The sequence below is a fragment of the Shinella sp. OV683 genome (genome assembly GCF_057787725.1).
In genome coordinates this window covers 1714639-1734589 of the sequence record NZ_CM173543.1, presented here as the reverse complement: position 1 = coordinate 1734589, position 19951 = coordinate 1714639, and the positions used below count along the sequence as shown (strand labels likewise).

The following is a 19951-nucleotide window of genomic DNA, read 5'->3' as shown; positions in this document are numbered from 1 at the left end:
CATCCGCGGCCGGATTCATTGAACGCCGGTGATCATCGAGACGATCTCGTTCTTGTCGGTCTCCGCCGTCTTTCGGATACCGATCTGCTTGCCACGACGCAGCACGCAGATGCGATCCGATAGCTTGAAGACCTGATCGAGGCTGTGGCTGATGATCAGCACGCCGATGTTCCTGGATTTCAGCGACTGCACGATCGCCTCGACCTTGGCGGTCTCCGCGACACCGAGCGCTGCGGTGGGCTCGTCGAGCAGGATCAGCTTCTTTGCCCAGCGGGTGGCGCGTGCGATGGCCACGCCCTGACGCTGGCCGCCGGAGAGATCCTTGATCGTCGCATGCGCCGACGGAATCCTGACGTCAAGTTCCTGCACCAGCTTCTCGGTCTCGGAAATCATCGTCTTGCGGTCGAGCAGGCCGATGCTGTTGGTCAGTTCCCGGCCGAGAAACATGTTCATGTAGACCGTCTGCTTGTCGGCGAGCGCCAGATCCTGATAGACGACTTCGATGCCATGCGATCGCGCCATCGTGGCGCTCGACATGGCAACGGTCTCCCCTTCTATGGTGATCGAGCCTGCCGAGGGCGCATAGACGCCCGATACGATCTTGATCAGCGTCGACTTGCCGGCGCCATTGTCGCCGACCAGGGCGACGATCTCGCCGGGATAGATGTCGAGCGAGAAGTTCTCGATGGCCACGACAGCATCGAAATGCTTCTTGATATCCTTGAGCGACAGCACGGGTGCGGAAGCATTCATCTCAATTCTCCTAAACCGGCCAGGATTCGGTCTCGCCGAAGCCGTTCTCGATGGTTTCGACCTTGGGCTGGCCTCTGGATATGCCGGAAACACCAACGACATAGGCACGGGTGACGAAGGCCTGGCCTCGGAAGCCGAACACAGCAGTCTCGCCGGGCTTTGGCGCAGTCGGGCCGGTCGCGTCGATCATCGCGTAGTAGTCGATGGCAGAGGGCGGCGGCACTTCAACGCTTCTAAGCGCCGACGCCGCAACCGTCGGCTCATCCGAGACAATCGCCTTGACGTCATAATCCGGGAAGATCGGATCGATATAGAAGCCGCCGCCAAAGCAATAGGCCTTCCCGCCGGAGAGGTGCGAGACCTCGGTGAGGTAGCAGACAGCCGGCAGTTCCGGCAGATCCTCGACAACATGCAGCGCCGTCGTGCCATGCAGCCCATTGCCCGGTTCGCACTGGGTAGCGCCGGCATCGGCCAGCGCCTGTAGCAGCACGGATGACGTGGTGCCGGGCGCATTGACCTCGATATGGTTCCGACCGGACTTTGCCAGAGCCTCGGCGGCCTTGGTCAGGGTCGACAGATTGTGGGTCGGCAATACCTTACGGGTCTGATGGTCAAAGAGCAGCGCCGGAAACGTGGTGATGCCGGCAAAGCGCCCGCCAGCCAGCCGGTCGAAACTTTCGGCAACGGCGGCGATATCGGTGGCATCGAAACCACCCTCGTGGCCGCGATAGAATGTGTCGCCCTCCGCTTTGATACGCGCGAGGAGATCTTGCGTGTAGCCGGCGGCCTTGGCCCCGGCAGCGGCTTCTCTCGCCTTGGTGTCGTTGAAGACCGTCCAATAGTCCGGCTTGAAGGTTGCCGCGGCCGCATTGGCTTCATGGCGCGCGACCTGCTGCAAATGGCCGAGATGGCCGACCTTGAGGCCCGCACGATGGGTGGCGCGGGCGCAGGCCATGTCGACCGCGACGGAGCGGTCGATGCCACCACGCATGACGGCATGCGAAAATGAACTCGCGCGGCCGACTTGCTTGGTCATAGCAAAGATCTTCATGCCGAGGCGATCGGCTTCGGTCTTCAGGATACGGGCATTGGCCTCGACCGTATCGAGGTCGAGCACGTAAGAATTGGCCGGGATTTTCCCTTCACGATGCAGCGCGATGGAGGCTTCGATGAATTTGGGATTGCGGCGGCGGAGAATGTCGAGAAACATCGGAAAACCTTTCTTCAGCGCTGCTTTTCGCGAAGCGATACTGCGACCGCCGCCAGAATGATGAAACCGCGCACGATCATCTGGTCAGAGACTGAGAGCCCCATGAGGATCAGGCCGTTATTGAGCATGCCCATCATCAGCGAACCCACCAGCGCGCCTATAATAGAGCCCTTGCCGCCATTCAGCAGCGTGCCGCCGACGATGACGGCAGCAATAACCGTCATCAGGTCGGTTTCGCCGAGCGTGTATTTCGCCGCTTGCAGGCGGCCGGCATAGAGCAGGCCCGCCAGACTGGCGAGACCGCCGCTGAGCATCATCACGGCAAGTCGGATACGCGGTACGTTGATGCCCGAGACGCTGGCCGCGCGATTGTTGTCGCCGGTCGCCAGCACGTGGGCGCCAAACCGCGTTTCGCGGAAGACGATGTGGCCGATTGCAATGGCAATCACCGTCCACCAGATCAGCGACGGAATGCCAAGCAGCGCGCCCGAACCGAAAAATCCGGTGAATGTGGCATCGCTGACGGGAATGGAACGGAGGTTGGTCAGCGAACGAGCAACACCCGCAAACAGCCCCAGAGTCGCAAGCGTCACGAGAAAGGACGGCAATCGGACATAGGCAACCAGCAGGCCGTTGGCCAGGCCGATCAGCAGGCCCGCCGACATGCCGGCAAGGATGCCCGCTGCCATGCCGTAGTTGGCCATGACGACGGCCGCCGCCAGTGCCGAGACGGCGACGGTCGAGCCGATAGACAGGTCGATCTCGCCTGCCGACAACACAAAGACGAGGCCGATCGCCATGATCGTCACTGGCGCCGTCTGCAGCACGATGTTGGAAAGGTTGCGGGCGGTCAGGAAGCCGCTGTCCTTCAGCACCACAGCGAAGAACAGGAAGATCGCCAGGAAGCCGAAGTAGACGACATATTGCTGCAGGTTGATGCGGCTGGCGAAACTTCTGGCAGGCGCGCCGGCATTGGTTGCGGTGGACATAGCGGTTCCTCGAAAGAGCGGAGTGGCGGCGGGAGGATCGCTCCTCCCGCGCTACTGCATAATTTCTCAAATCGGAATCGATTTAAGGGTAAAATTATGCAGCAATTCAAAGTGCTACAGCGACCTTTGCTCGTCTTTAAAGACGCGCGGCGCTGTAGTCTTACTTCAGCTTACTTCAGCGCGTCGGCGATGCTCGCCGGCACATCCTTGTTGAGCGACTTCTTCCAGCCGTCCTTGACCGTGTCCTTGGTGACAGCCAAAGAGTCCACCACCAGGAACGGCTCAGCCGTCTTGCCGATCAGCGAGCCGGCAGAGGCGCGCGCGACGGTCACGCCGATATTGTAGGCCTCGTCGGCGACCAATGCAGCAACATTGCCGCCCTTGATCATGTCGAGCGCTGCCGGTTCGTTGAGATCGAGTGCGACGATCTTGGTATGGGTGTTGCCGGCCGAGCGCAGCGTCGAAAGCACACTCAGCGCCGGCTCTGCCCAGGTCACGTAGATGCCGTCGAGATCGGGATGCTGGGTGACCATCGCCTGGGCGATTTCCTCGGCACGTGCGGGATCGGCCATGCCGGCTTCGGCGACGATCTTCATCTCCGGATAGTCCTGCTCGATGGTCTTCTTAAAAGCCTGGTCGCGCTGGTTGGTCACATAGAAATCGGCGTCATGGAAGATATAGCCGACCTTGCCCTTCTTGCCCAAAGCTTCCGCCATGGCGACGCCGGCCTTGTGACCCATCTGGAAAAGATCGTCCGAGACGATCGTCACATAGTCCTTGCCCTGCACATAGCCGGCAGGAGAATTGTCGACGAAACCGAGCTTGACGCCAGCCTTCAAAGCCGGATCGTAAACCGGTGCGGCGCTGGCGGGGTCGACCGGCAGCGACACGATGATCGACGGTTTCTTGGCGAGCACTGTCTCGACATCGGCCTTCTGGCGCGCGGCATCAAAACCGGCATCGGTCTGCGCGATGACGTCGATGCCGAGGCGCTTGAATTCGGCCTGCGCGCCGGCGTTTACGGCGTTGGTGTATTCGCTCATCTCATGCCAGACCAGCGCTGCCGTGAACTTGCCGTCCTTGATCTTCTGTTCTTCGGCTGGCGTCAGCGTATAGCTGGCAGCTGGTGTCGGCTTTTCGCCATGCGGGCCGGTGGTCGCGCCATCGGCTGCAATTGCGGGGGTGGAAACGAGGGCTGTCGCCAGCCACAGGGATGCTATCGATAGCTTGCGCATCGTTCTGCTCCGTTGAAGTGGATTTCGAGGTTGGCCGGTGGCGATATCCGCCGCCGGCGGCGCTTATCTTACTTGTTGGCGTCGAGCACCGATTGCGGCGCATCGCGGTTGAGCGACTCTTTCCAGCCATCGGAGACATTGGCCTTGGTCACGGTCAGCGCCGGCGCGACGATGAACGGCGGGGTCTTTTCGCCGAGCAGCGACTTCAGGCCGGTAGCAGCCATGGCGCGACCCAGTTCATAAGCCTTGTCGGCGACGATTGCCGTCACATTGCCACCCTTGACCATGTCAAGGCCAACCGGCTCGGAGAGATCAAGCGTAACGATCTTGGTATGTGTATTGCCAGCACCGCGCAGGGCAGCCAGCACGCCATCGGCAGGCTCGGCCCAGGTCACATAGATGCCGTCGAGATCGGGATGCTGCAGCAACATGGCGTTGGCCAGTTCTTCGGCGCGGGCCGGATCGGAAATGCCCTGCTCGGCCACAATCTTGATATCCGGATAGTCCTTTTCGATCGTCGACTTGAAGGCCTGGTCGCGCTGGTTGGTCACGTAATAGGTGGCATCGTGGAAGATGTAGCCGACCTTGCCCTTCTTGCCGATTGAGGCAGCCAATGCGTCAGCCGCCTGCTTGCCCATCTGGAAGAGATCGTCGGTGACGATCGCGGCATAATCGGTACCCTGCTTATAGCCTGCCGGCAGGTTGGACAGGAACACCAGCTTGGTGCCGTCGCTGATCGCCTGCTTGAAGGCAGCGGCCGACGTCGTCGGGTCAAGCGGCAGCGCCAGGATCACATTCGGCTTGGCTGCCAGCGCGGTTTCGATATCGCTACGCTGCTTGGCAGCATCGAAGCCCGCGTCCGTCTGGACAACCACCTCGACGCCAGCCTTGGCAAACTCATCCTTGGCGCCGGCCGAAACCGCATTGGTGAAGTCAGACGAGGTGTGCCAGAGAAGGGCCGCCTTGTAGCCCTTGCCCTTCAGCTCACTGAGATCGGCATCCGAAAGCTTCATCTCGGCGCTCGGCGTTGCGGTCTCGCCGGACGGGCCAACCGTCTGAGCGTGCAGAGCCGTGGCGGTCATCAAGGCGCTGGTCAGAAGCGCAGTAATCAGTATTTTCCTCATCAGCATTGTCGTGTTCCCTTTTGCGATTATTGACGTTGCATTCTCGGGTCTGGCACTCTCGGGTCTGGCCCTATTCCGCCACGCCGCAGTAGCGTGCCATGAAGGTGGCAAACGCGACTATTCCGGCGAGGTATTCCTCGATGTCGACATGTTCTTCAAAAGTGTGGCAGTTGCGGATATCGCCCGGCGCACAATAGATCGCCGGCACACCAAGCCGATTGACGAAGAATGGCGATTCCGACCAGAACGGCGCCCCCTGGATCTCGCCCCTGCCCGGCATCGCATCGCTGACCGATTGGCAAAACAGCGTCACCTCCGGAAGGTACTGGTCGATCTCGGCTGCCGAGCCGCCAAGCGCATGATCGCGGCCGGCCGGATAGGAAATCTCGACACGAATTTCCGGATCGGCAATCGCCCCGCGAATGACGCTTTCCATCTCGGCTGCTGCCGCGTCAAGCGATTCACCAGGCAGCAGCTTGCGGATCAGCGACAGCGTGCATTCCTCCGGCACGGCGATGAAGCCACCGCCCTTGAGGCCGGTGATCAGCAGGAAGCCACGCCCGATCAACGGATGCTCGGCACGCGCGGAGACCGCGTCGGAATGCTCCCACAACGCAGACATCACGGCGTGGCTTGCCTTCAAGGCATCCTTGCCGAGTTCCGGCACACCGAAATAGGCCGACTTTCCGGTAATGGTGATATCCGCAATGAAAAAACCGATCTGAGCGGGATAGACCGCGAGCTGGGTCGGCTCGACATAGCAGGTGAAATCGGGACGAGCGATCTCGCCGGCCTCGACACGCGCCGTAAAGTCCTTGATGCCGGCGGAAACGCCCGTTCCCGGCTGGCCGCTTTCCTCATCACCGACAAAGGCAAAGGCGAGATCACCCTTCAGCTTGATCCCGGCTTTGTCGAGCAGCGACAGCGCTGCAAGCGAACTGCAGATGCCAGCTTTGAGGTCGCCCGAGCCGCGCCCCCAGATCTGGCCTTCGATGATCGCGCCGCCAAAGGGATCTTCGCGCTCCGTGCCTGCCCAATGTTCACGCCATCCATCCACATGGACGGTATCGGTATGGCCGATGAACTGCAGCCTCTTGCCGCCACCCTTGCCCTTGCGTTCGCCCCAAATGTTCGGACGGCCGGGGAGGAATTCGGCCGTCTGCACATCAGCGATCCCGCGCGACTGCATTTCAGCCTTGAGGAGCAAGACGAAATTGGCTTCGTTACCGGTTATGCTCTCATGCCGGATCGCAGACTGCAGCAAAGACAGAGCGTCGTCGCGATCAAGTGCGGCCCGCAGCCTTTGGGTGAGACCGTCCGCGCTCATCTTGCAGCCTCCTTGAAGGTGACCGTCTCGGCGGGAGGCAGGGACATCCGGCTGTCGGGAGCATCTGCACCGAACAATGCATTGTGCAGATGACTGAGACCGATGGCCGTGGCACCGACGATTGCTGCCCGCGCGCCCAGCACGCTTGCCTCCACCTCCACCGGATAGGGAAAGCATTGCGGCAGGAAAACCCTAACCCGCTCCAGAAGTTCGGGGCGCAAGCCGATGGAGCCGCCGAGAATAACCTTCTGCGGGTTGGCAATCGCTGCAATCGCGCCAATGCCGCGCGCCAGCAGCTTTGCAGTGTCATCGAGCACCGACACGGCATGGGCATCGCCCGCGGCAGCCATCTCGAAGATCGCCGGCACCGTGGCCTTCTTGCCGGCCATTTTTTCATAGCGTTCGATGATGCCAAAGGAAGCAACAACGCGCTCGTAGGCACCTGCGCGCAGCGATTCCGGATCAAACGCATCGGACCCGAAAGGCAGGAAAGCGAGTTCACCAGCCGCGTTGCTGACACCCCGCACCAGTTGTCCGTTGACCATCAACCCGCCGCCGATACCGGTGCCGACCGCAATATAGGCGAGGTTGTCGATCCCCTGCCCCTGGCCGAGCCAGTTCTCGCCGATGACGCAAAGATTGACATCATTTTCGAGCGTCACATCAAAGCCCAGCGCTTTCTCAAGCGCCGCCGCGACATTCATCTGGTCGAGACCGGGAATATTGGGCGCGAGCAGGATGCGTCCCGTAGCCTGATCCGGCGCGCCGGGCGCACCGACAACGGCCATGCGGATGCGCTCGCGCGGAATATTTTGATGAGCGGCGGCCTGCCAGCACAGATCAGCGATCTGGTCGACGACGAACTGCCCGCCCCGACGATCGGTCGGCGCAACTTCTTCGGCAAACACCTGGCAGGCAAGATCGGCAATCGCCACCCGCACCTTGGTGCCGCCGAGATCGACTGCTGCGATGTAAGCGGCGTCGGGAATGAGTTCATAGGTCACGGCCGTCCGACCGATATGGCCCGATGTGCGGCCAGTTTCCTGCACCCAACCATCCAGCTCAAGCTGGCGGACAATTTCGGAAATGGTCTGCTTGGAAAGCCCGGTCTGCTTGGAGATCGAGGCGCGGGAAATCGGACCATTCTGAACGATCGCCTCCATGACGGCGCGCTGGGAAAACTTCCGGGAGATACGAAGAGTTTCGCTCACATCAACCTCAATTAATTCGTTCAGTCACCGAACTATGTACCTGACGCCGAAATCTGTCAACGGGATTTTAGGATTTGCACAGCGAGTTGGGAATAGAACTGACAGCTTCGGGAGAACAACAAGCACGAAAAAGCCGCCGGCTTCAGGGAAGCCGGCGGCGAGGCTGGGAGGAATAGTTCTGCTACTCTAAGTGCTTGCGCGATGCTTGGGAGTCCGCGGCGTCACCGCAAAAGCGTGAATCAAATTCTTAGCGATGGCGCTCAAGCGATTCACCGGATTCGTAAATCCGGTGAATCTTCTGAACGCCAGATCCTACGCGCGTCCTCGACGCTTCTGCCGGTAGACGTCGATGACGACAGCCGTGACGATGATCAGTCCCTTGACGATTTCCTGATAATAGGCACCGACCTTGAGGAACGTGAAGCCGGAGGTCACGACGCCGAGGATGATCGTGCCGATCACCGTGCCGGTAATGCGCCCTACCCCGCCAGCCAGAGACGTACCGCCAATGACGGCTGCCGCGATCGCATCGAGTTCAAACGCCACGCCCATATTCGGCTGACCGGACTGGGCGCGAGCCGCGAGCATCACGCCAGCGAGACCAGACAGCAGTCCTGCCACGGCATAGACCTTGATCAGATGATTGCCGATATTGATACCCGAGACGCGGGCAGCCAGCGGATTGGCGCCTATCGCATAGGTGAACTTGCCGTAGCGCGTGTAGGAAAGCGCAATGTGACAGATGAACGCCACGATGAAAAACACGATCACAGTTCGCGGAACCGGGAAGCCCCAGACCTCGAAACTCTGGCCGAACCAGGTGAATTCAGGGTTCAAAAGCGCAACGGGCTGGCCTTCCGTATACCATTTTGCCAGCCCGCGCACCGACACCATCATGCCAAGCGTGGCGATAAAGGGAGGAATGCCTGTCTTGGCGATGACGAGGCCGTTCAGGAAACCCAGCGCAAGCCCCGCAATCAGCCCCACCGCGATCGGCCAGAATGGATTTGAATCGATGAACCAGGACATGCCGAATGCTGCATATTCAGGCTGCAGAAACACGGCGCGCGCATTCAGCGACGTTTGCGCAAAACTCGCCGCGATCATGGCGATGAAACCGACCATCGATCCGGACGAAAGATCGACGCCCGCCGTGATGATCACCTGCGTAACGCCGACGGCGATGATGCCTATGACCGCCACCTGAAGCACGATGATCGACAGCCGCTGCTTGTTGGCGAGAAAGCTCTCTCCAACGAAATACCAACCGAGAATTTCGAAAACCAGCGCGATTCCGATCAACACGCCGAGGATCGATACCTCTGGTGGAAGTCGCCGAACCTTCTTCAGGCCGGTGGTTGAAGTGCTGCCGAGTTCGTTTGTCCTGTCAGACATGTCTATTACTCCCCCGCCACACGTCAGTGCGACGCCAGTTCCATGATTTTGACCTGGTCCGCATCTTTGCGATCCAGAATGCCCGTCATCCGTCCTTCATGCAGCACCATGATCCGGTCGCTCATGCCCAACACTTCTGGCATCTCCGAAGAGATCATGATGACCGCGACCCCCTGCCCTGCCAGCTGCGAGATCAGCCGATGGATTTCCGCCTTGGCGCCGACATCGATGCCGCGCGTAGGCTCATCGAGGATCAGGATTTTCGGATTAGTCATCAGCCAGCGGCAGATCAGCACCTTCTGCTGGTTCCCGCCGGAAAGATTGACGATCGGCTCGTGCATGTCAGGCGTGCGGACGCGCAGGCGGTTGGCCATCTCGGTTGCGTCCTTGTTCAGCTTGCTTTGCTGGACAAAGCCGAAATTCGCATAGCGGTTTTGCAGGACCGCCATCTGGGCGTTGTCCTGGATATCGAGCAGCAGGAAACAGCCGGTATCCTTGCGGTCTTCCGTCAGGAAAGCCATGCCGTGCTTCATGGCCACGGAAGGCGAACTGATCGTCACTTCCTTGCCGTTGATGTGAATTGTGCCCGCATCCGCCGGGGTCACGCCGAAGATCGTCTCGGCGACATTCGAGCGGCCGGAACCGACCAGCCCCGCAAGCCCGAGGATCTCGCCAGCGCGCACGTCGAAGGACACGTCCCGGAACACCTTGTTGAGCGTCAGTCCCTTGACCGACAGGACAACATCGCCGATCGCCACCGTCTCCTTCGGAAACATCTGGGTGATCTCGCGGCCGACCATCATGCGGATGATGTCGTCGCGGGTAATGTCGGTCGAAGCCTTGGTTGCGATGTAGTGGCCATCGCGAAACACCGAGACTTCGTCGGCGATCTCGAACAGCTCGTTCATCTTGTGGGTGATGTAGATGATGCCCTTGCCCTCATCCCGCAGCGATCGAATGATGCGGAAGAGATGGTTCACTTCCTTTTCGGTCAGCGCCGAGGTCGGCTCATCCATGATCAGCACGTCGGAATTGAACGACACCGCCTTGGCAATTTCCACCATTTGGCGGTTGGCAACGCTGAGCTTGCCGATCTTGATAGTCGGATCGATGTCGATGTCGAGCCTCGTAAACAGCTCCTCGGTCATCCGGTACATCTCGCCGTGATTGATCAACCCGAAGCGGTTGGTCGGCTCGCGGCGGATCCAGATGTTTTCGGCCACGGTCATCGGCGCCATCAGGTTGAGTTCCTGGTGGATCATAGCGATGCCATTTTCGAGCGCATCGAGCGGGCTGGTCAGGCGGATGCTCTGGCCACGCAATTTGAATGTCCCGGTATCGGGCGTGTAGATGCCGGCAAGAATTTTCATCAGCGTCGATTTGCCGGCGCCGTTTTCGCCCATCAGCGCATGCACGGTGCCGCGCTTGAGCCTGAGCTGGACATTGTCGAGTGCGACGACGCCAGGAAATTCCTTGCGTACGTCCTCAACCTCGAGGAGATATTCGGCACCCGGCACCGCGCCGCTTTCGCGGACGGCTTTCATGGTGGTGGGACTGACAACACTGGGCATGGAAATGGCTCCTCGAGCGCGTGCCCGCCACCCTCCGGCAAGAGAGTGGCGAACCGCTTCAGATATTGGCCGATCAGTTCTTGGTAACGAACTTGTCCATGTTTTCAGGCGTCACGAGCTGGAACGGAATCCAGACCTTGGTTTCCACCTTTTCGCCCTTGGCGAGCTTCAGCGCAGCATCGATCGCGCCGGCACCCTGGCCAAACGCATCCTGGAACACCGTCACGTCGAGATCGCCAGCCTTCATGTAGGCAAGCGCTTCCTGGGTGGCGTCGACACCGCCCACGACCACGTCCTTCATGTCCCAACCAGCGGATTTCATCGCATTGATGGCGCCGATCGCCATGTTGTCATTGTTGGCAATGACGGCGGCGGGCTTGTGGCCGGCAGCGATCCAGTTGGTCATCAGGTCCTGCGCCTTGACCGGATCCCAGACAGCGGTCTGTTCGTCGAGAACCTTCATCCCCGCGCATTCCGGCGTGGCGATCACGTCGTGGATGTCCTTGGTGCGCTGTACTGCAGCCTGATTGGCCAGATCGCCGACCATGACAAGGATATCGCCCTTGCCACCGAGAAGGCGGCAGACTTCCTTGGTTTCGAGCGTGCCGGAATCGGCTTCATTGGATGCCACGAAAGCACCCTTGGCGCCGAGCGTATCGACGTCGATCGGCTGGCGGTTGACATAGATGATCGGGATGCCGGCATCGTTGGCCAGCTTGGTCATCGGCGCGGTGGCCGATGTGTCGACGGCGTTGACAATCACTGCATCGACCTTGGCAGCGATGAAGTTCTGGATCTGCGAGAGCTGCTTCTGGACGTCGTCATCGGCGATTTCGATCTGTACCGGCTGGTTGGCATCGGCCGCAGCCTTCTCGATCCCCTTGCGCAGGACGGTCAGGAACGTATCGGAATTCGCCATCGACACGCCGATGTCGCCGGCATAGGCCGAACCCGACATCAACATGGCGATAGCCGTGCCCATAAGAAATTTCTTCATGTTCATTCTCCTCCACTGGCTGGTGTCCGGCGGCACCTGATTTGGCCGGAGCCCCGCGATCCTCCCGGGGGGCTGGCATGCATCGCGAGATCAACGCGATTCTCTTAAATGGAATGAATAATTCCGTCTCTTGCATTTCGGAATATACATTCCATCATCTCCGGCTGTCAATGCGAGCCACTCCGCTATTTGCGGAATAAGCCGGAATATTCATTCCATTTTACGGCCCATCACACGTGACGGGCTATAAACTCCATACTGTCTTCGATCATCTGCCGAGGCTTGTGATTGTCGTGCACCTCGTCCGCGAACGGCTCGAAGGAAAACGGGCCTTTATAACCCGCGTTGCTGAGCGCACGGATCTGCCCGACATTGTCGATGCGGTCGCCGTCACCAACCATGACACGATGTTTATCGAGCATGGCGTCAACACCGATTGCAGCGTCAGTCACCCCGGAAATGTGCACGAGCCCGGTTCGATCGGGGAATATTGCCGGCTCGCCTGCCAGCACATGGTGGAACGTGTCATGGACTACACGAAATGTGGCCCCACCATCAACGGCATCGATCGCGTCGATGGCCTCTTGCTTGGAGCGCAACGAACAGATCTGGAAGCCGAGCGGCTCGACAAGACCAATAATACCATTGTCCGTCAGGATTGGCTTCAACGCACTGAGGGCGACGCGCAGATTTCCCTGCCGCTCACCATTCGCCTGCCCGCTTCCGTCGTTTACCGGCACCAGCACCAGCGCCTTGGCTCCGCATTCCCGCGCATAGGAGGCAAGTTCAATCGCCTCCTTCTCGCGCGCATCCGTCCATTCGTTGAAGCGTTGCAACGCGTTGATCGAAATGATCTCGACGCCAGCCTCCTCAGCCAGCGCCCGGATATCGTTGGGTGATGCTCCGTCAAGAATAGCATTGCCATCCAGATCATTTCGGATCTCGACGGCGTTGATGCCAAGCGACTTTGCCAGTTCGAAAAACCGAGCGATATCGAGCTGCGGCGCGACCATATGATTCAATGCGAATTTCATGCGTGTCCTCATGGCCGACCGATCGCTATCGCCGGCTCCTCCCGTGTTTCTGTCCTTAGGTCAGCAGGTTAGCCGTCTTTCGTCAAAACAAAACGGCGAGAGATGATTTCATTTATGCAAGAAAGAAAATCCATGAATGAGAGAATCCAATCATTCTTAAGGCTGTACCAGGCGCGAATTCCTGCGGTTCGGCCTGCTGCTGACAAAGCGTGGTCGACGATGTGACATACCTTTCAACGATTGAAGGGAGAACATCATGGAACAGGGATTTGAAACAAGGTCAGTGCGCATGGAGCGAATGCTGCTGATGACCATCCAGGCGCCGCTCGATGACGTTGACCGCATCATGGACGCGGTCGGAGTGTTCGCTCCACTGGCGATGGGAAATTATGATTTGCAATGCCTATCAATCGGGACCCGGGATTGAACCCTACCGGCCGCTCGCGGGCGCGGCCGCCGGGGCGGAGAGCGAGATCAGGAAGCGACCGGGAACGGTTGAGATATCCTTCGAACTGCCGGAAGATCAGACGCTTGTCGAGCAAGTTATCGAAGCCATCTTCGAGTATCACAGCTATCAGGAGCCGGTCATCCGCATCGCCCCCCCGTTCTCACAGGCCGCTCCAAGGGTTTGGACGACAAGGACAATCCGCATCGCTGGTGGAACACCACGGGCGACTGGAAGACCAAAGCTCCGGAGTAAATATCGTCAGATATTCTCCGACACATACATGTCGAATGGAAGAAAAGTCTGACCCGGCACGGTCGCGGCGCCCTTCTCGATCGCTCCGACCATGAGCCCGACCAACTCGCGACAGAGATTCTGCAACGGTGTGCTGATCGCCATCATCACCACGTCATCTGCCAGCGCTGCGCGCGAATCGGGCGTCAGCTCGTTGACGACGATATTGAGCTTGCCTGCGAGATTTTCCTCACGAATGGCCGAAATCAGGCCTTCCATGCCCCCGCCAGCGACGTAGAGACCAACAAGATCGGGATGCTTGTGCAGCAGATCGATCGTCGATTCGTGGGTCAGCTGCTGGCTGTCGAGATTGACGATCGTGTCCAGCACCTCGAAATCGGCCGCGCATTCGCGAAAATAGGAGCGGAAGCCGATTTCCCGCAGCTCATGCCCATGAAAACGGTGGCTGCCGACAAAAACAGCAACCTTTCCCGGCTTCTTGGCAGCCTTGGCAATCATCCAGGCTGCGGTGCGGCCGACCTTGCGGTTGTTTAGACCGACATAGCCCTCGCGCACGCCGGAACCGAAATCGGAAAGCAGCGAAAAGACCGGGATGTTCTTTTGCTTGAGCTCCTCGATTGCGGCGGTAATCGCGGGGTAGTCCGGAGAAACCATTGCGACCGCATGGCATCGGACACCAACCTCCCTGAGCTTTTCGGAGCGTTCGGCAGGGGTCTGGCTATTGCTGAAGTCCACATGCGCCATGCCGCGAATGCCGGGATGGCTCTGCACCGCAATCTCTATTTCGCGCGCGAACGCCTGGTAGAAGCCCTGATCCGGCTTTTGCAGGATGAAGCCCAGCTTGTATTGCGGCAGGCCCTCGAGCACCCGCTGTCGCAACAGGCTGGTAGCGTGGAAGCCGATCTCGGAAGCCGCATCATAGACGCGGCGCGACGTGTCTTCGCGCACCTTGTGCCGGCCGTTCAGGACGCGGTCTACCGTCGCAACGCTGACGCCCGCCGCTCTCGCGACGTCGGAAATTGTAGGTCGAGATGCCACGTGCTTCCTCCCGTTTTGATATGTTCATATCATCACAGGATGGCATTTTGCAAGAAATGATAGAATATATCACGCACCTGTTGAGCCCCGCCGGCAACCGCCCTATTTTCCCGACCAATCGTTCACGCGGATCCAGACCATGGACGCGACGGGTTTTCCGGGAGGAAGAAATGAAGACGCCAACAAAGCGAGATTACAGCCTGCTGGGCTACGATAGCCAGAAGGCGGTCGACGATGGCCTGGCTGCTGCGCAATGGTATCAAACGGAGATCCCGCGCAAGGAGATGAAGGAACTGATGCAGCGCGTCGATGCCCCGGCGATCCGCGACACACTGATCTGGTTTGCATGCCTGCTCGGCTTTGCCGGCGGCGCAATTGCGCTGTGGGGAAGTTGGTGGGCATTGCCCTGCCTGATCTGCTACGGCGTGCTCTACGGCTCGGCGTCGGATTCGCGCTGGCACGAATGCGGTCATGGCACCGCCTTCAAGACGCGCTGGATGAACGACACCGTCTATGGCATCGCCTGCTTCATGATCATGCGCAACCCGACGATCTGGCGCTGGAGCCACACGCGGCACCACACCGACACGATCATCGTCGGCCGCGATCCGGAAATCGTTGCGATGCGCCCTCCGGCACTGTGGAAGATCGCGCTCAATTTCTTCAACATCATCAATGCACCGCTTGGGCTTTGGGGCATGCTCAAGCATGCCAGCGGACAATTGACCGAGGAAGAAAAGACCTTCGTGCCCGAGAGCGAATGGCCAAAGGTCTATGCTGTCGCGCGGATCTGGACTGTGATCCATGTCGCGCCGGTGATCCTGGCAGTCTATCTGCAGTCCTGGCTGCCGGTGCTGCTGGTCGGCGTGTTACCCAGCATGTATGGCGGCTGGTTCTCGGCCATGGTCGGCCTGACCCAGCATGCCGGTCTTGCCGAAAATGTGCTCGATCACCGGCTGAATTCCCGCACGGTCTATATGAACCCGGTCTTCCGCTTCCTCTACTGGAACATGAACTACCATGTGGAGCATCACATGTTCCCAATGGTGCCTTATCACGCGCTGCCACGGCTGCATGAGCGGATGAAGGCGGATACGCCGATCCCCTATTCCTCGACCTGGGCTGCCTATAAGGAAATTCTGCCTGCGCTCTGGCGCCAGCGCCACGAGCCGGAATGGTTCGTCGAACGCAAGCTGCCGACATCTGCCAAGGCCTACCGGCCCGAATTTCACGGAGAAGTTATCGCGGCCCCCGCGGAATGACGCGGAAAGTTGAGAAAGCTTGAAACCATGAAGGCTGCGTTCCGTAGTATTTCTGTGGAAGGTCATACACAATTGGAGGAAAAGACTATGAGCGAATGGATCGAAGTCTGCGAGAAAGACGACATCGACGAGGAGGATGTCATGCGCTTCGATCACGGCGGCAAGACCTACGCCGTCTATCGCAGCCCGGAAGATACGTTCCATGCGACCGATGGGCTCTGCTCCCACGAAAAAATCCACCTCGCCGACGGCCTGGTCATGGACGACATCATCGAGTGTCCCAAGCATAACGGCCGCTTCGATTACAAGACAGGCGCCGCCAAGGGTGCCCCGGTCTGCGTCAATCTGCAGACATATCCGGTCAAGGTTGAGGGCGGCTCCGTCTTCATTCAGGTGTCCTGATGACAACTGAACAGCAGACCGTCGTTATCATCGGAGCAGGCGAATGTGGCGCGCGCGCGGCCTTTGCCCTGCGTGAAAACGGCCACGAGGGACGCATCGTGCTTATCGGGTCCGAAACGCTGCATCCCTATGAGCGGCCACCGCTTTCCAAGGCCGGCCTGGCCGATGGTGCCGAACCGACGCATGTCGCGCCCCGCGAACGTTTTGCCGAGCACAATATCGAGCTGATGACTGGTGTCTCGGTGGCATCGATCGATCCGCAATCCAGGCGCATCACACTCTCCGACGGCAAGGATCTCACCTATGACACCGCGCTGCTCGCCACCGGCGCCAATCCGCGCCGCCTGCCCTTCGGTCCCAAGGAAAGCAAGCGCATCCTGACACTGCGGACCCATGAGGATGCACTCGCGATCCGCCGGCATCTGGGCGAAGGCAAGCACCTCGCCATCATCGGCGGCGGTTTCATCGGACTGGAACTGGCAGCAACCGCGCGCAAATCCGGCGCCCGCGTTACACTGGTCGAAGGCCTGCCGCGCGTCCTTAGCCGCGGTGTGCCGACAACAATCGCCGAGCAGATCGCCAGCCGCCACATCGCCGAGGGGGTAGATCTGCGTTGCGGCGTGTCGATCTCGTCGCTCGAAGAGACTGACGCCAAGGCGGCGATCATTCTCGCCGACGGGGCACGGATATCCGCCGACCTGATCATCGTCGGCGTCGGTGCCGCTCCAAATGTGGCGCTCGCGGAGAGTGCCGGCCTCGCGATCGAAAATGGCATTGCCGTGAACGATCGCCTGCAGACTTCGGCTGAGGGAATCTATGCTGCCGGAGACTGCTGCTCTTTCCCACTGGCGATCTATGGCGGCCGTCGCGTTCGGCTCGAAGCCTGGCGTAATGCTCAGGATCAGGGCACGCTCGCCGCCCGCAACATCCTCGGCCACGATGAGCCGATCAGCTCGGTCCCATGGTTCTGGTCGGATCAGTATGACCTGACCCTTCAGGTCGCGGGCCTCGCTGATGGTGCGACCACCCACGTGACGCGCAGGCTCGGCGACAACGCCTTCATCGAATTCCATCTCGCCGATGATGGCAGATTGCTGGCCGCAAGCGGCATTTCCGAGGGCAACGCAGTCGCCAAGGATATCCGGATCGCCGAAATGCTGATCGCCAGATCAGCCAAACCGGATCCGGTCCAACTTGCCGATCCCGCCATCAAAATGAAATCTCTTTTGAGCTGACAGTCCATTTACCGGGAGAACACCATGAAACAGCGCCGCCCGACGGTCGCCGATATCCTGTCGATGAAAGGCAAGCGCCAGCTCTCGATGCTGCGCGTCGTCACCATCGATGAAGCTGAAGCGGCGGAACGCGCCGGCATCGAAATGGTGTCGGTGCCGCCCGCCCTGCTCGGCGCGGCGTTTCGCGAAGCCGCACCAACGGTGTTTGCTGTTCCCGGACTGGAATATGGCGACCTCGTCACCGAAGAAGACTATCTGCGTGCTGCGTTCAAGGCCTTGAAAGCAGGTGGCGACGCCGTCTATTGCGCGGCAAGCCTCGGCACCATTCGCCGTATGCGCGACGAAGGCATCCCCGTCTGCAGCCATACCGGCCTGATCCCTTCCAAGGCAACATGGACGGGCGGCTTCAAGGCGGTCGGCAAGACCGCCCAAAGCGCGCTCGATATCTGGAAATCCGTCAAGGCACTCGAGCAAGCCGGTGCCTTCAGCGCCGAGATCGAGGTCGTGCCGGGCGAGATCGCGGCTGCGATCAGCGAGCGGACATCGCTGTTCATGATCTCGATGGGCGCGGGCACAGGCTGCGACGCCCAGTATCTGTTTGCCGATGACGTGCTGGGCCAGAACCGCGGACATTATCCCCGCCACGCCAAGGTCTACCGCAATTTCGCCGCCGAATTCGATCGTCTGCAGCAGGAGCGCATTTCCGCTTTCCACGAATTCCGAGCCGACGTTCAATCGGGTGCCTATCCGGAAAAGAGCCACATGGTTGGGATCGATCCCGGCGAATACCGAAAGTTTCTCGAAGCCATGGGCGCCTGAGACAGACTTGCCGCTTATACAGGTGTATGCTGCGCCGCACGCTCTCGACTCTCCCCGCGACTTCTGATTTCATCGCAAGATGATCGCGGGGAGAACTCTGACATGAGCTTGAGATTCATCCTGATCATTTGCTGGCTGATGCCGATGATCATGCTGGTGCCGATCCTCTACGAAGAATTCCGTCCGCGCCCGGAACCGGTCGTCGAAACCAATGCCAAAATGCGCATTCGCATGTGCCGGGAACATATCGACGCTGCAAAAGCCAATCCGGGCGATCAGGATGCTGAGGATGCCGTGGCGGAATGCGTAACTGCCGGATACATTTCGGGCGAAGAACTGAAAACCGCCCTGGATTGAGCCTCGCAATCTCCTGCGAAACTTCCCGCACGAGGCAGTTTCCGTAGCATTGCCGCGTTGCCGATGCCGAATTTTATGCTATGTGCCCGGCAAACGAATGCCGGAGGATATGATGGCTGCACAGTTTCAAGCGGATTTGGTCAAGGAAATCGCCGACCTCGCTGGTGAGTATCGCACGGGCGGTGCGGGCCTCGTGAAGTTCGGCATGAAATGCGCCATCGCACTCAATAAAGTGCCCAGCGCCGCCGGCATCATGCACAGCCCAAAGCATTCGGATGAGAACTTCAAGATCAATGATGCTGAATTCCGGGCGAAATATGGTTCGGACAAGGAAGCCTTCTTCGCCGCATTCGATCAGTTCGTCGCCAACGGCCAATTCCTCGCCTGGCACGGCATAGTGCCGGACGCCCGCTTTGTTGCGATCCCGGAATTGAGCGAGAATTTCACCTGGCCGACGATGATGATCGAGATGGTCTATCGCAAGCGCGGTTCAGACCAAGAAAAGAAGGTCAGCATGTTCTTCATCGGCTTTCCCGATGATGCCACCGCAATCGCCTATGCCCAGAGAAACTTCGATCATCTCGTCGCGACAAAGCCGTTTCGCGGCAAGTTTCACGATTGGGCATGAGCAAAGCTTATAAAGGTCCGGATGAACGATAGCTTCCTGATCAAGGGCCCCGAGAGCGCCCATTTTACCATTCTGCTGGCGCACGGTGCCGGCGCGCCGATGGATTCCAAATCGATGGATGCCGCGACGGATGCGCTGACCGCCGTCGGATTTCGCGTCGCACGCTTCGAATTCGGCTATATGGCCGCACGGAGAACGACCGGCACCAGCAAGCCTCCCCCCAAGGCCGAAACGCTTAATCCGGAATATCGGGACGCCGTCGCACAGCTCGGCGCCACCGGCAAGCTGATCATCGGTGGCAAATCGATGGGTGGCCGCGTCGCCAGCATGGTGGCCGACGACCTGTTTACCACAGGAGCGATATCGGGCCTGCTCTGCCTTGGATACCCCTTCCACCCGCCGGGCAAGCTGGACAAGCCGCGCACGCAGCATCTCGCTGATCTGAAGACGCCGACCCTGATCTGCCAGGGCACCCGCGACGAATTCGGCACAAGAGAGGACGTGGCGAGCTACACGCTCTCGGATGCGATTGAAATTCTATGGCTGGAAGATGGCGACCACGACCTCAAGCCGCGCAAGAAAATCTCCGGCTTTTCAGCCGCAGATCACCTCATGACGATGGCACAGGCCGTGAAGGACTGGACGGAGCGACTATAGCGCTGGC

General features: G+C 59.6%; 19 protein-coding genes and 1 pseudogene. 8 read left to right on the top strand and 12 right to left on the bottom strand.

All coding sequences use genetic code 11. The features are described 5' to 3' along the window. Positions 1-15 precede the first annotated feature (15 nt). From ACXHRN_RS08270 to ACXHRN_RS08220, 11 genes are all read right to left on the bottom strand, one after another. Positions 16-753, bottom strand: coding sequence for an ATP-binding cassette domain-containing protein (locus ACXHRN_RS08270; RefSeq protein WP_488640840.1), 738 nt, complete (start codon positions 751-753; stop codon positions 16-18). A 10-nt stretch (positions 754-763) separates the two neighbouring features. Beyond that, positions 764-1963: an alanine racemase gene (locus ACXHRN_RS08265; RefSeq protein WP_488640839.1), complete on the bottom strand. Its 1200-nt coding sequence runs from the start codon at positions 1961-1963 to the stop codon at positions 764-766. A 14-nt stretch (positions 1964-1977) separates the two neighbouring features. Further along, positions 1978-2952: an ABC transporter permease gene (locus ACXHRN_RS08260; RefSeq protein ID WP_488640838.1), complete on the bottom strand. Its 975-nt coding sequence runs from the start codon at positions 2950-2952 to the stop codon at positions 1978-1980. Between the two features lie 170 nt (positions 2953-3122). Next, positions 3123-4187, bottom strand: a complete 1065-nt coding sequence (locus ACXHRN_RS08255; RefSeq protein WP_488640837.1) for a substrate-binding domain-containing protein — start codon at positions 4185-4187, stop codon at positions 3123-3125. A 68-nt stretch (positions 4188-4255) separates the two neighbouring features. Next, complete coding sequence (locus tag ACXHRN_RS08250) at positions 4256-5317, bottom strand: substrate-binding domain-containing protein (RefSeq protein ID WP_488640836.1); 1062 nt, start codon at positions 5315-5317, stop codon at positions 4256-4258. Between the two features lie 64 nt (positions 5318-5381). After that, positions 5382-6638, bottom strand: coding sequence for a M20 family metallopeptidase (locus ACXHRN_RS08245; RefSeq protein WP_488640835.1), 1257 nt, complete (start codon positions 6636-6638; stop codon positions 5382-5384). Next, on the bottom strand, positions 6635-7849 hold the full coding sequence (locus ACXHRN_RS08240; protein ID WP_488640834.1) for an ROK family transcriptional regulator: 1215 nt from the start codon (positions 7847-7849) through the stop codon (positions 6635-6637). Before ACXHRN_RS08240 ends, ACXHRN_RS08245 begins: the two co-directional genes overlap by 4 nt. A gap of 312 nt (positions 7850-8161) precedes the next feature. After that, positions 8162-9244 (bottom strand): ABC transporter permease, encoded by a 1083-nt coding sequence (locus ACXHRN_RS08235; RefSeq protein ID WP_488640833.1) that lies wholly within the window; start codon positions 9242-9244, stop codon positions 8162-8164. A 23-nt stretch (positions 9245-9267) separates the two neighbouring features. Next, on the bottom strand, positions 9268-10815 hold the full coding sequence (locus tag ACXHRN_RS08230; RefSeq protein ID WP_488640832.1) for a sugar ABC transporter ATP-binding protein: 1548 nt from the start codon (positions 10813-10815) through the stop codon (positions 9268-9270). A 73-nt stretch (positions 10816-10888) separates the two neighbouring features. Further along, entirely contained in the window at positions 10889-11812 is a 924-nt protein-coding gene (locus ACXHRN_RS08225) for a sugar ABC transporter substrate-binding protein (protein WP_488640831.1), read from the bottom strand. Between the two features lie 230 nt (positions 11813-12042). Next, a complete protein-coding gene (locus tag ACXHRN_RS08220; RefSeq protein WP_488640830.1) occupies positions 12043-12846 on the bottom strand; it encodes a TIM barrel protein in 804 nt (267 codons plus the stop codon). Positions 12847-13099: 253 nt separating this feature from the next. Here ACXHRN_RS08220 and ACXHRN_RS08215 point away from each other — a divergent pair. Continuing rightward, positions 13100-13546 (top strand): annotated as a pseudogene (locus ACXHRN_RS08215) (YqfO family protein). Between the two features lie 6 nt (positions 13547-13552). Here the strand turns inward: ACXHRN_RS08215 and ACXHRN_RS08210 are convergent. Next, positions 13553-14584, bottom strand: a complete 1032-nt coding sequence (locus ACXHRN_RS08210) for a LacI family DNA-binding transcriptional regulator (RefSeq protein ID WP_488640829.1) — start codon at positions 14582-14584, stop codon at positions 13553-13555. A gap of 170 nt (positions 14585-14754) precedes the next feature. Here ACXHRN_RS08210 and ACXHRN_RS08205 point away from each other — a divergent pair, with 170 nt between their 5' ends. The 7 genes from ACXHRN_RS08205 (at position 14755) to ACXHRN_RS08175 (ending at position 19944) form a co-directional block, all read left to right on the top strand. Further along, a complete protein-coding gene (locus ACXHRN_RS08205) occupies positions 14755-15846 on the top strand; it encodes a fatty acid desaturase family protein (RefSeq protein WP_488640828.1) in 1092 nt (363 codons plus the stop codon). Between the two features lie 87 nt (positions 15847-15933). Continuing rightward, positions 15934-16248: a MocE family 2Fe-2S type ferredoxin gene (locus ACXHRN_RS08200; RefSeq protein ID WP_488640827.1), complete on the top strand. Its 315-nt coding sequence runs from the start codon at positions 15934-15936 to the stop codon at positions 16246-16248. Then, positions 16248-17483 carry an NAD(P)/FAD-dependent oxidoreductase gene (locus tag ACXHRN_RS08195; RefSeq protein ID WP_488640826.1) on the top strand — a complete coding sequence of 412 codons (1236 nt, stop codon included), beginning with the start codon at positions 16248-16250 and terminating at the stop codon, positions 17481-17483. Before ACXHRN_RS08200 ends, ACXHRN_RS08195 begins: the two co-directional genes overlap by 1 nt. Before the next feature lie 24 nt (positions 17484-17507). After that, on the top strand, positions 17508-18302 hold the full coding sequence (locus tag ACXHRN_RS08190) for a 3-methyl-2-oxobutanoate hydroxymethyltransferase (RefSeq protein ID WP_488640825.1): 795 nt from the start codon (positions 17508-17510) through the stop codon (positions 18300-18302). A 102-nt stretch (positions 18303-18404) separates the two neighbouring features. Continuing rightward, complete coding sequence (locus tag ACXHRN_RS08185) at positions 18405-18659, top strand: hypothetical protein (protein ID WP_488640824.1); 255 nt, start codon at positions 18405-18407, stop codon at positions 18657-18659. Between the two features lie 109 nt (positions 18660-18768). Then, positions 18769-19287 (top strand): hypothetical protein, encoded by a 519-nt coding sequence (locus tag ACXHRN_RS08180; protein WP_488640823.1) that lies wholly within the window; start codon positions 18769-18771, stop codon positions 19285-19287. 21 nt (positions 19288-19308) lie between these two features. Then, complete coding sequence (locus ACXHRN_RS08175; protein WP_488640822.1) at positions 19309-19944, top strand: alpha/beta hydrolase family protein; 636 nt, start codon at positions 19309-19311, stop codon at positions 19942-19944. Positions 19945-19951 lie beyond the last annotated feature (7 nt).

Excerpts from the sequence above, each read along its gene's own strand:
- ACXHRN_RS08270 (WP_488640840.1), bottom strand. The coding sequence starts at position 753 with ATGAATGCTTCCGCACCCGTGCTGTCGCTCAAGGATATCAAGAAGCAT.
- ACXHRN_RS08265 (WP_488640839.1), bottom strand. The coding sequence starts at position 1,963 with ATGTTTCTCGACATTCTCCGCCGCCGCAATCCCAAATTCATCGAAGCC.
- ACXHRN_RS08260 (WP_488640838.1), bottom strand. The coding sequence starts at position 2,952 with ATGTCCACCGCAACCAATGCCGGCGCGCCTGCCAGAAGTTTCGCCAGC.
- ACXHRN_RS08255 (WP_488640837.1), bottom strand. The coding sequence starts at position 4,187 with ATGCGCAAGCTATCGATAGCATCCCTGTGGCTGGCGACAGCCCTCGTT.
- ACXHRN_RS08250 (WP_488640836.1), bottom strand. The coding sequence starts at position 5,317 with ATGCTGATGAGGAAAATACTGATTACTGCGCTTCTGACCAGCGCCTTG.
- ACXHRN_RS08245 (WP_488640835.1), bottom strand. The coding sequence starts at position 6,638 with ATGAGCGCGGACGGTCTCACCCAAAGGCTGCGGGCCGCACTTGATCGC.
- ACXHRN_RS08235 (WP_488640833.1), bottom strand. The coding sequence starts at position 9,244 with ATGTCTGACAGGACAAACGAACTCGGCAGCACTTCAACCACCGGCCTG.
- ACXHRN_RS08230 (WP_488640832.1), bottom strand. The coding sequence starts at position 10,815 with ATGCCCAGTGTTGTCAGTCCCACCACCATGAAAGCCGTCCGCGAAAGC.
- ACXHRN_RS08225 (WP_488640831.1), bottom strand. The coding sequence starts at position 11,812 with ATGAAGAAATTTCTTATGGGCACGGCTATCGCCATGTTGATGTCGGGT.
- ACXHRN_RS08220 (WP_488640830.1), bottom strand. The coding sequence starts at position 12,846 with ATGAAATTCGCATTGAATCATATGGTCGCGCCGCAGCTCGATATCGCT.
- ACXHRN_RS08205 (WP_488640828.1), top strand. The coding sequence starts at position 14,755 with ATGAAGACGCCAACAAAGCGAGATTACAGCCTGCTGGGCTACGATAGC.
- ACXHRN_RS08200 (WP_488640827.1), top strand. The coding sequence starts at position 15,934 with ATGAGCGAATGGATCGAAGTCTGCGAGAAAGACGACATCGACGAGGAG.
- ACXHRN_RS08195 (WP_488640826.1), top strand. The coding sequence starts at position 16,248 with ATGACAACTGAACAGCAGACCGTCGTTATCATCGGAGCAGGCGAATGT.
- ACXHRN_RS08190 (WP_488640825.1), top strand. The coding sequence starts at position 17,508 with ATGAAACAGCGCCGCCCGACGGTCGCCGATATCCTGTCGATGAAAGGC.
- ACXHRN_RS08185 (WP_488640824.1), top strand. The coding sequence starts at position 18,405 with ATGAGCTTGAGATTCATCCTGATCATTTGCTGGCTGATGCCGATGATC.
- ACXHRN_RS08180 (WP_488640823.1), top strand. The coding sequence starts at position 18,769 with ATGATGGCTGCACAGTTTCAAGCGGATTTGGTCAAGGAAATCGCCGAC.
- ACXHRN_RS08175 (WP_488640822.1), top strand. The coding sequence starts at position 19,309 with ATGAACGATAGCTTCCTGATCAAGGGCCCCGAGAGCGCCCATTTTACC.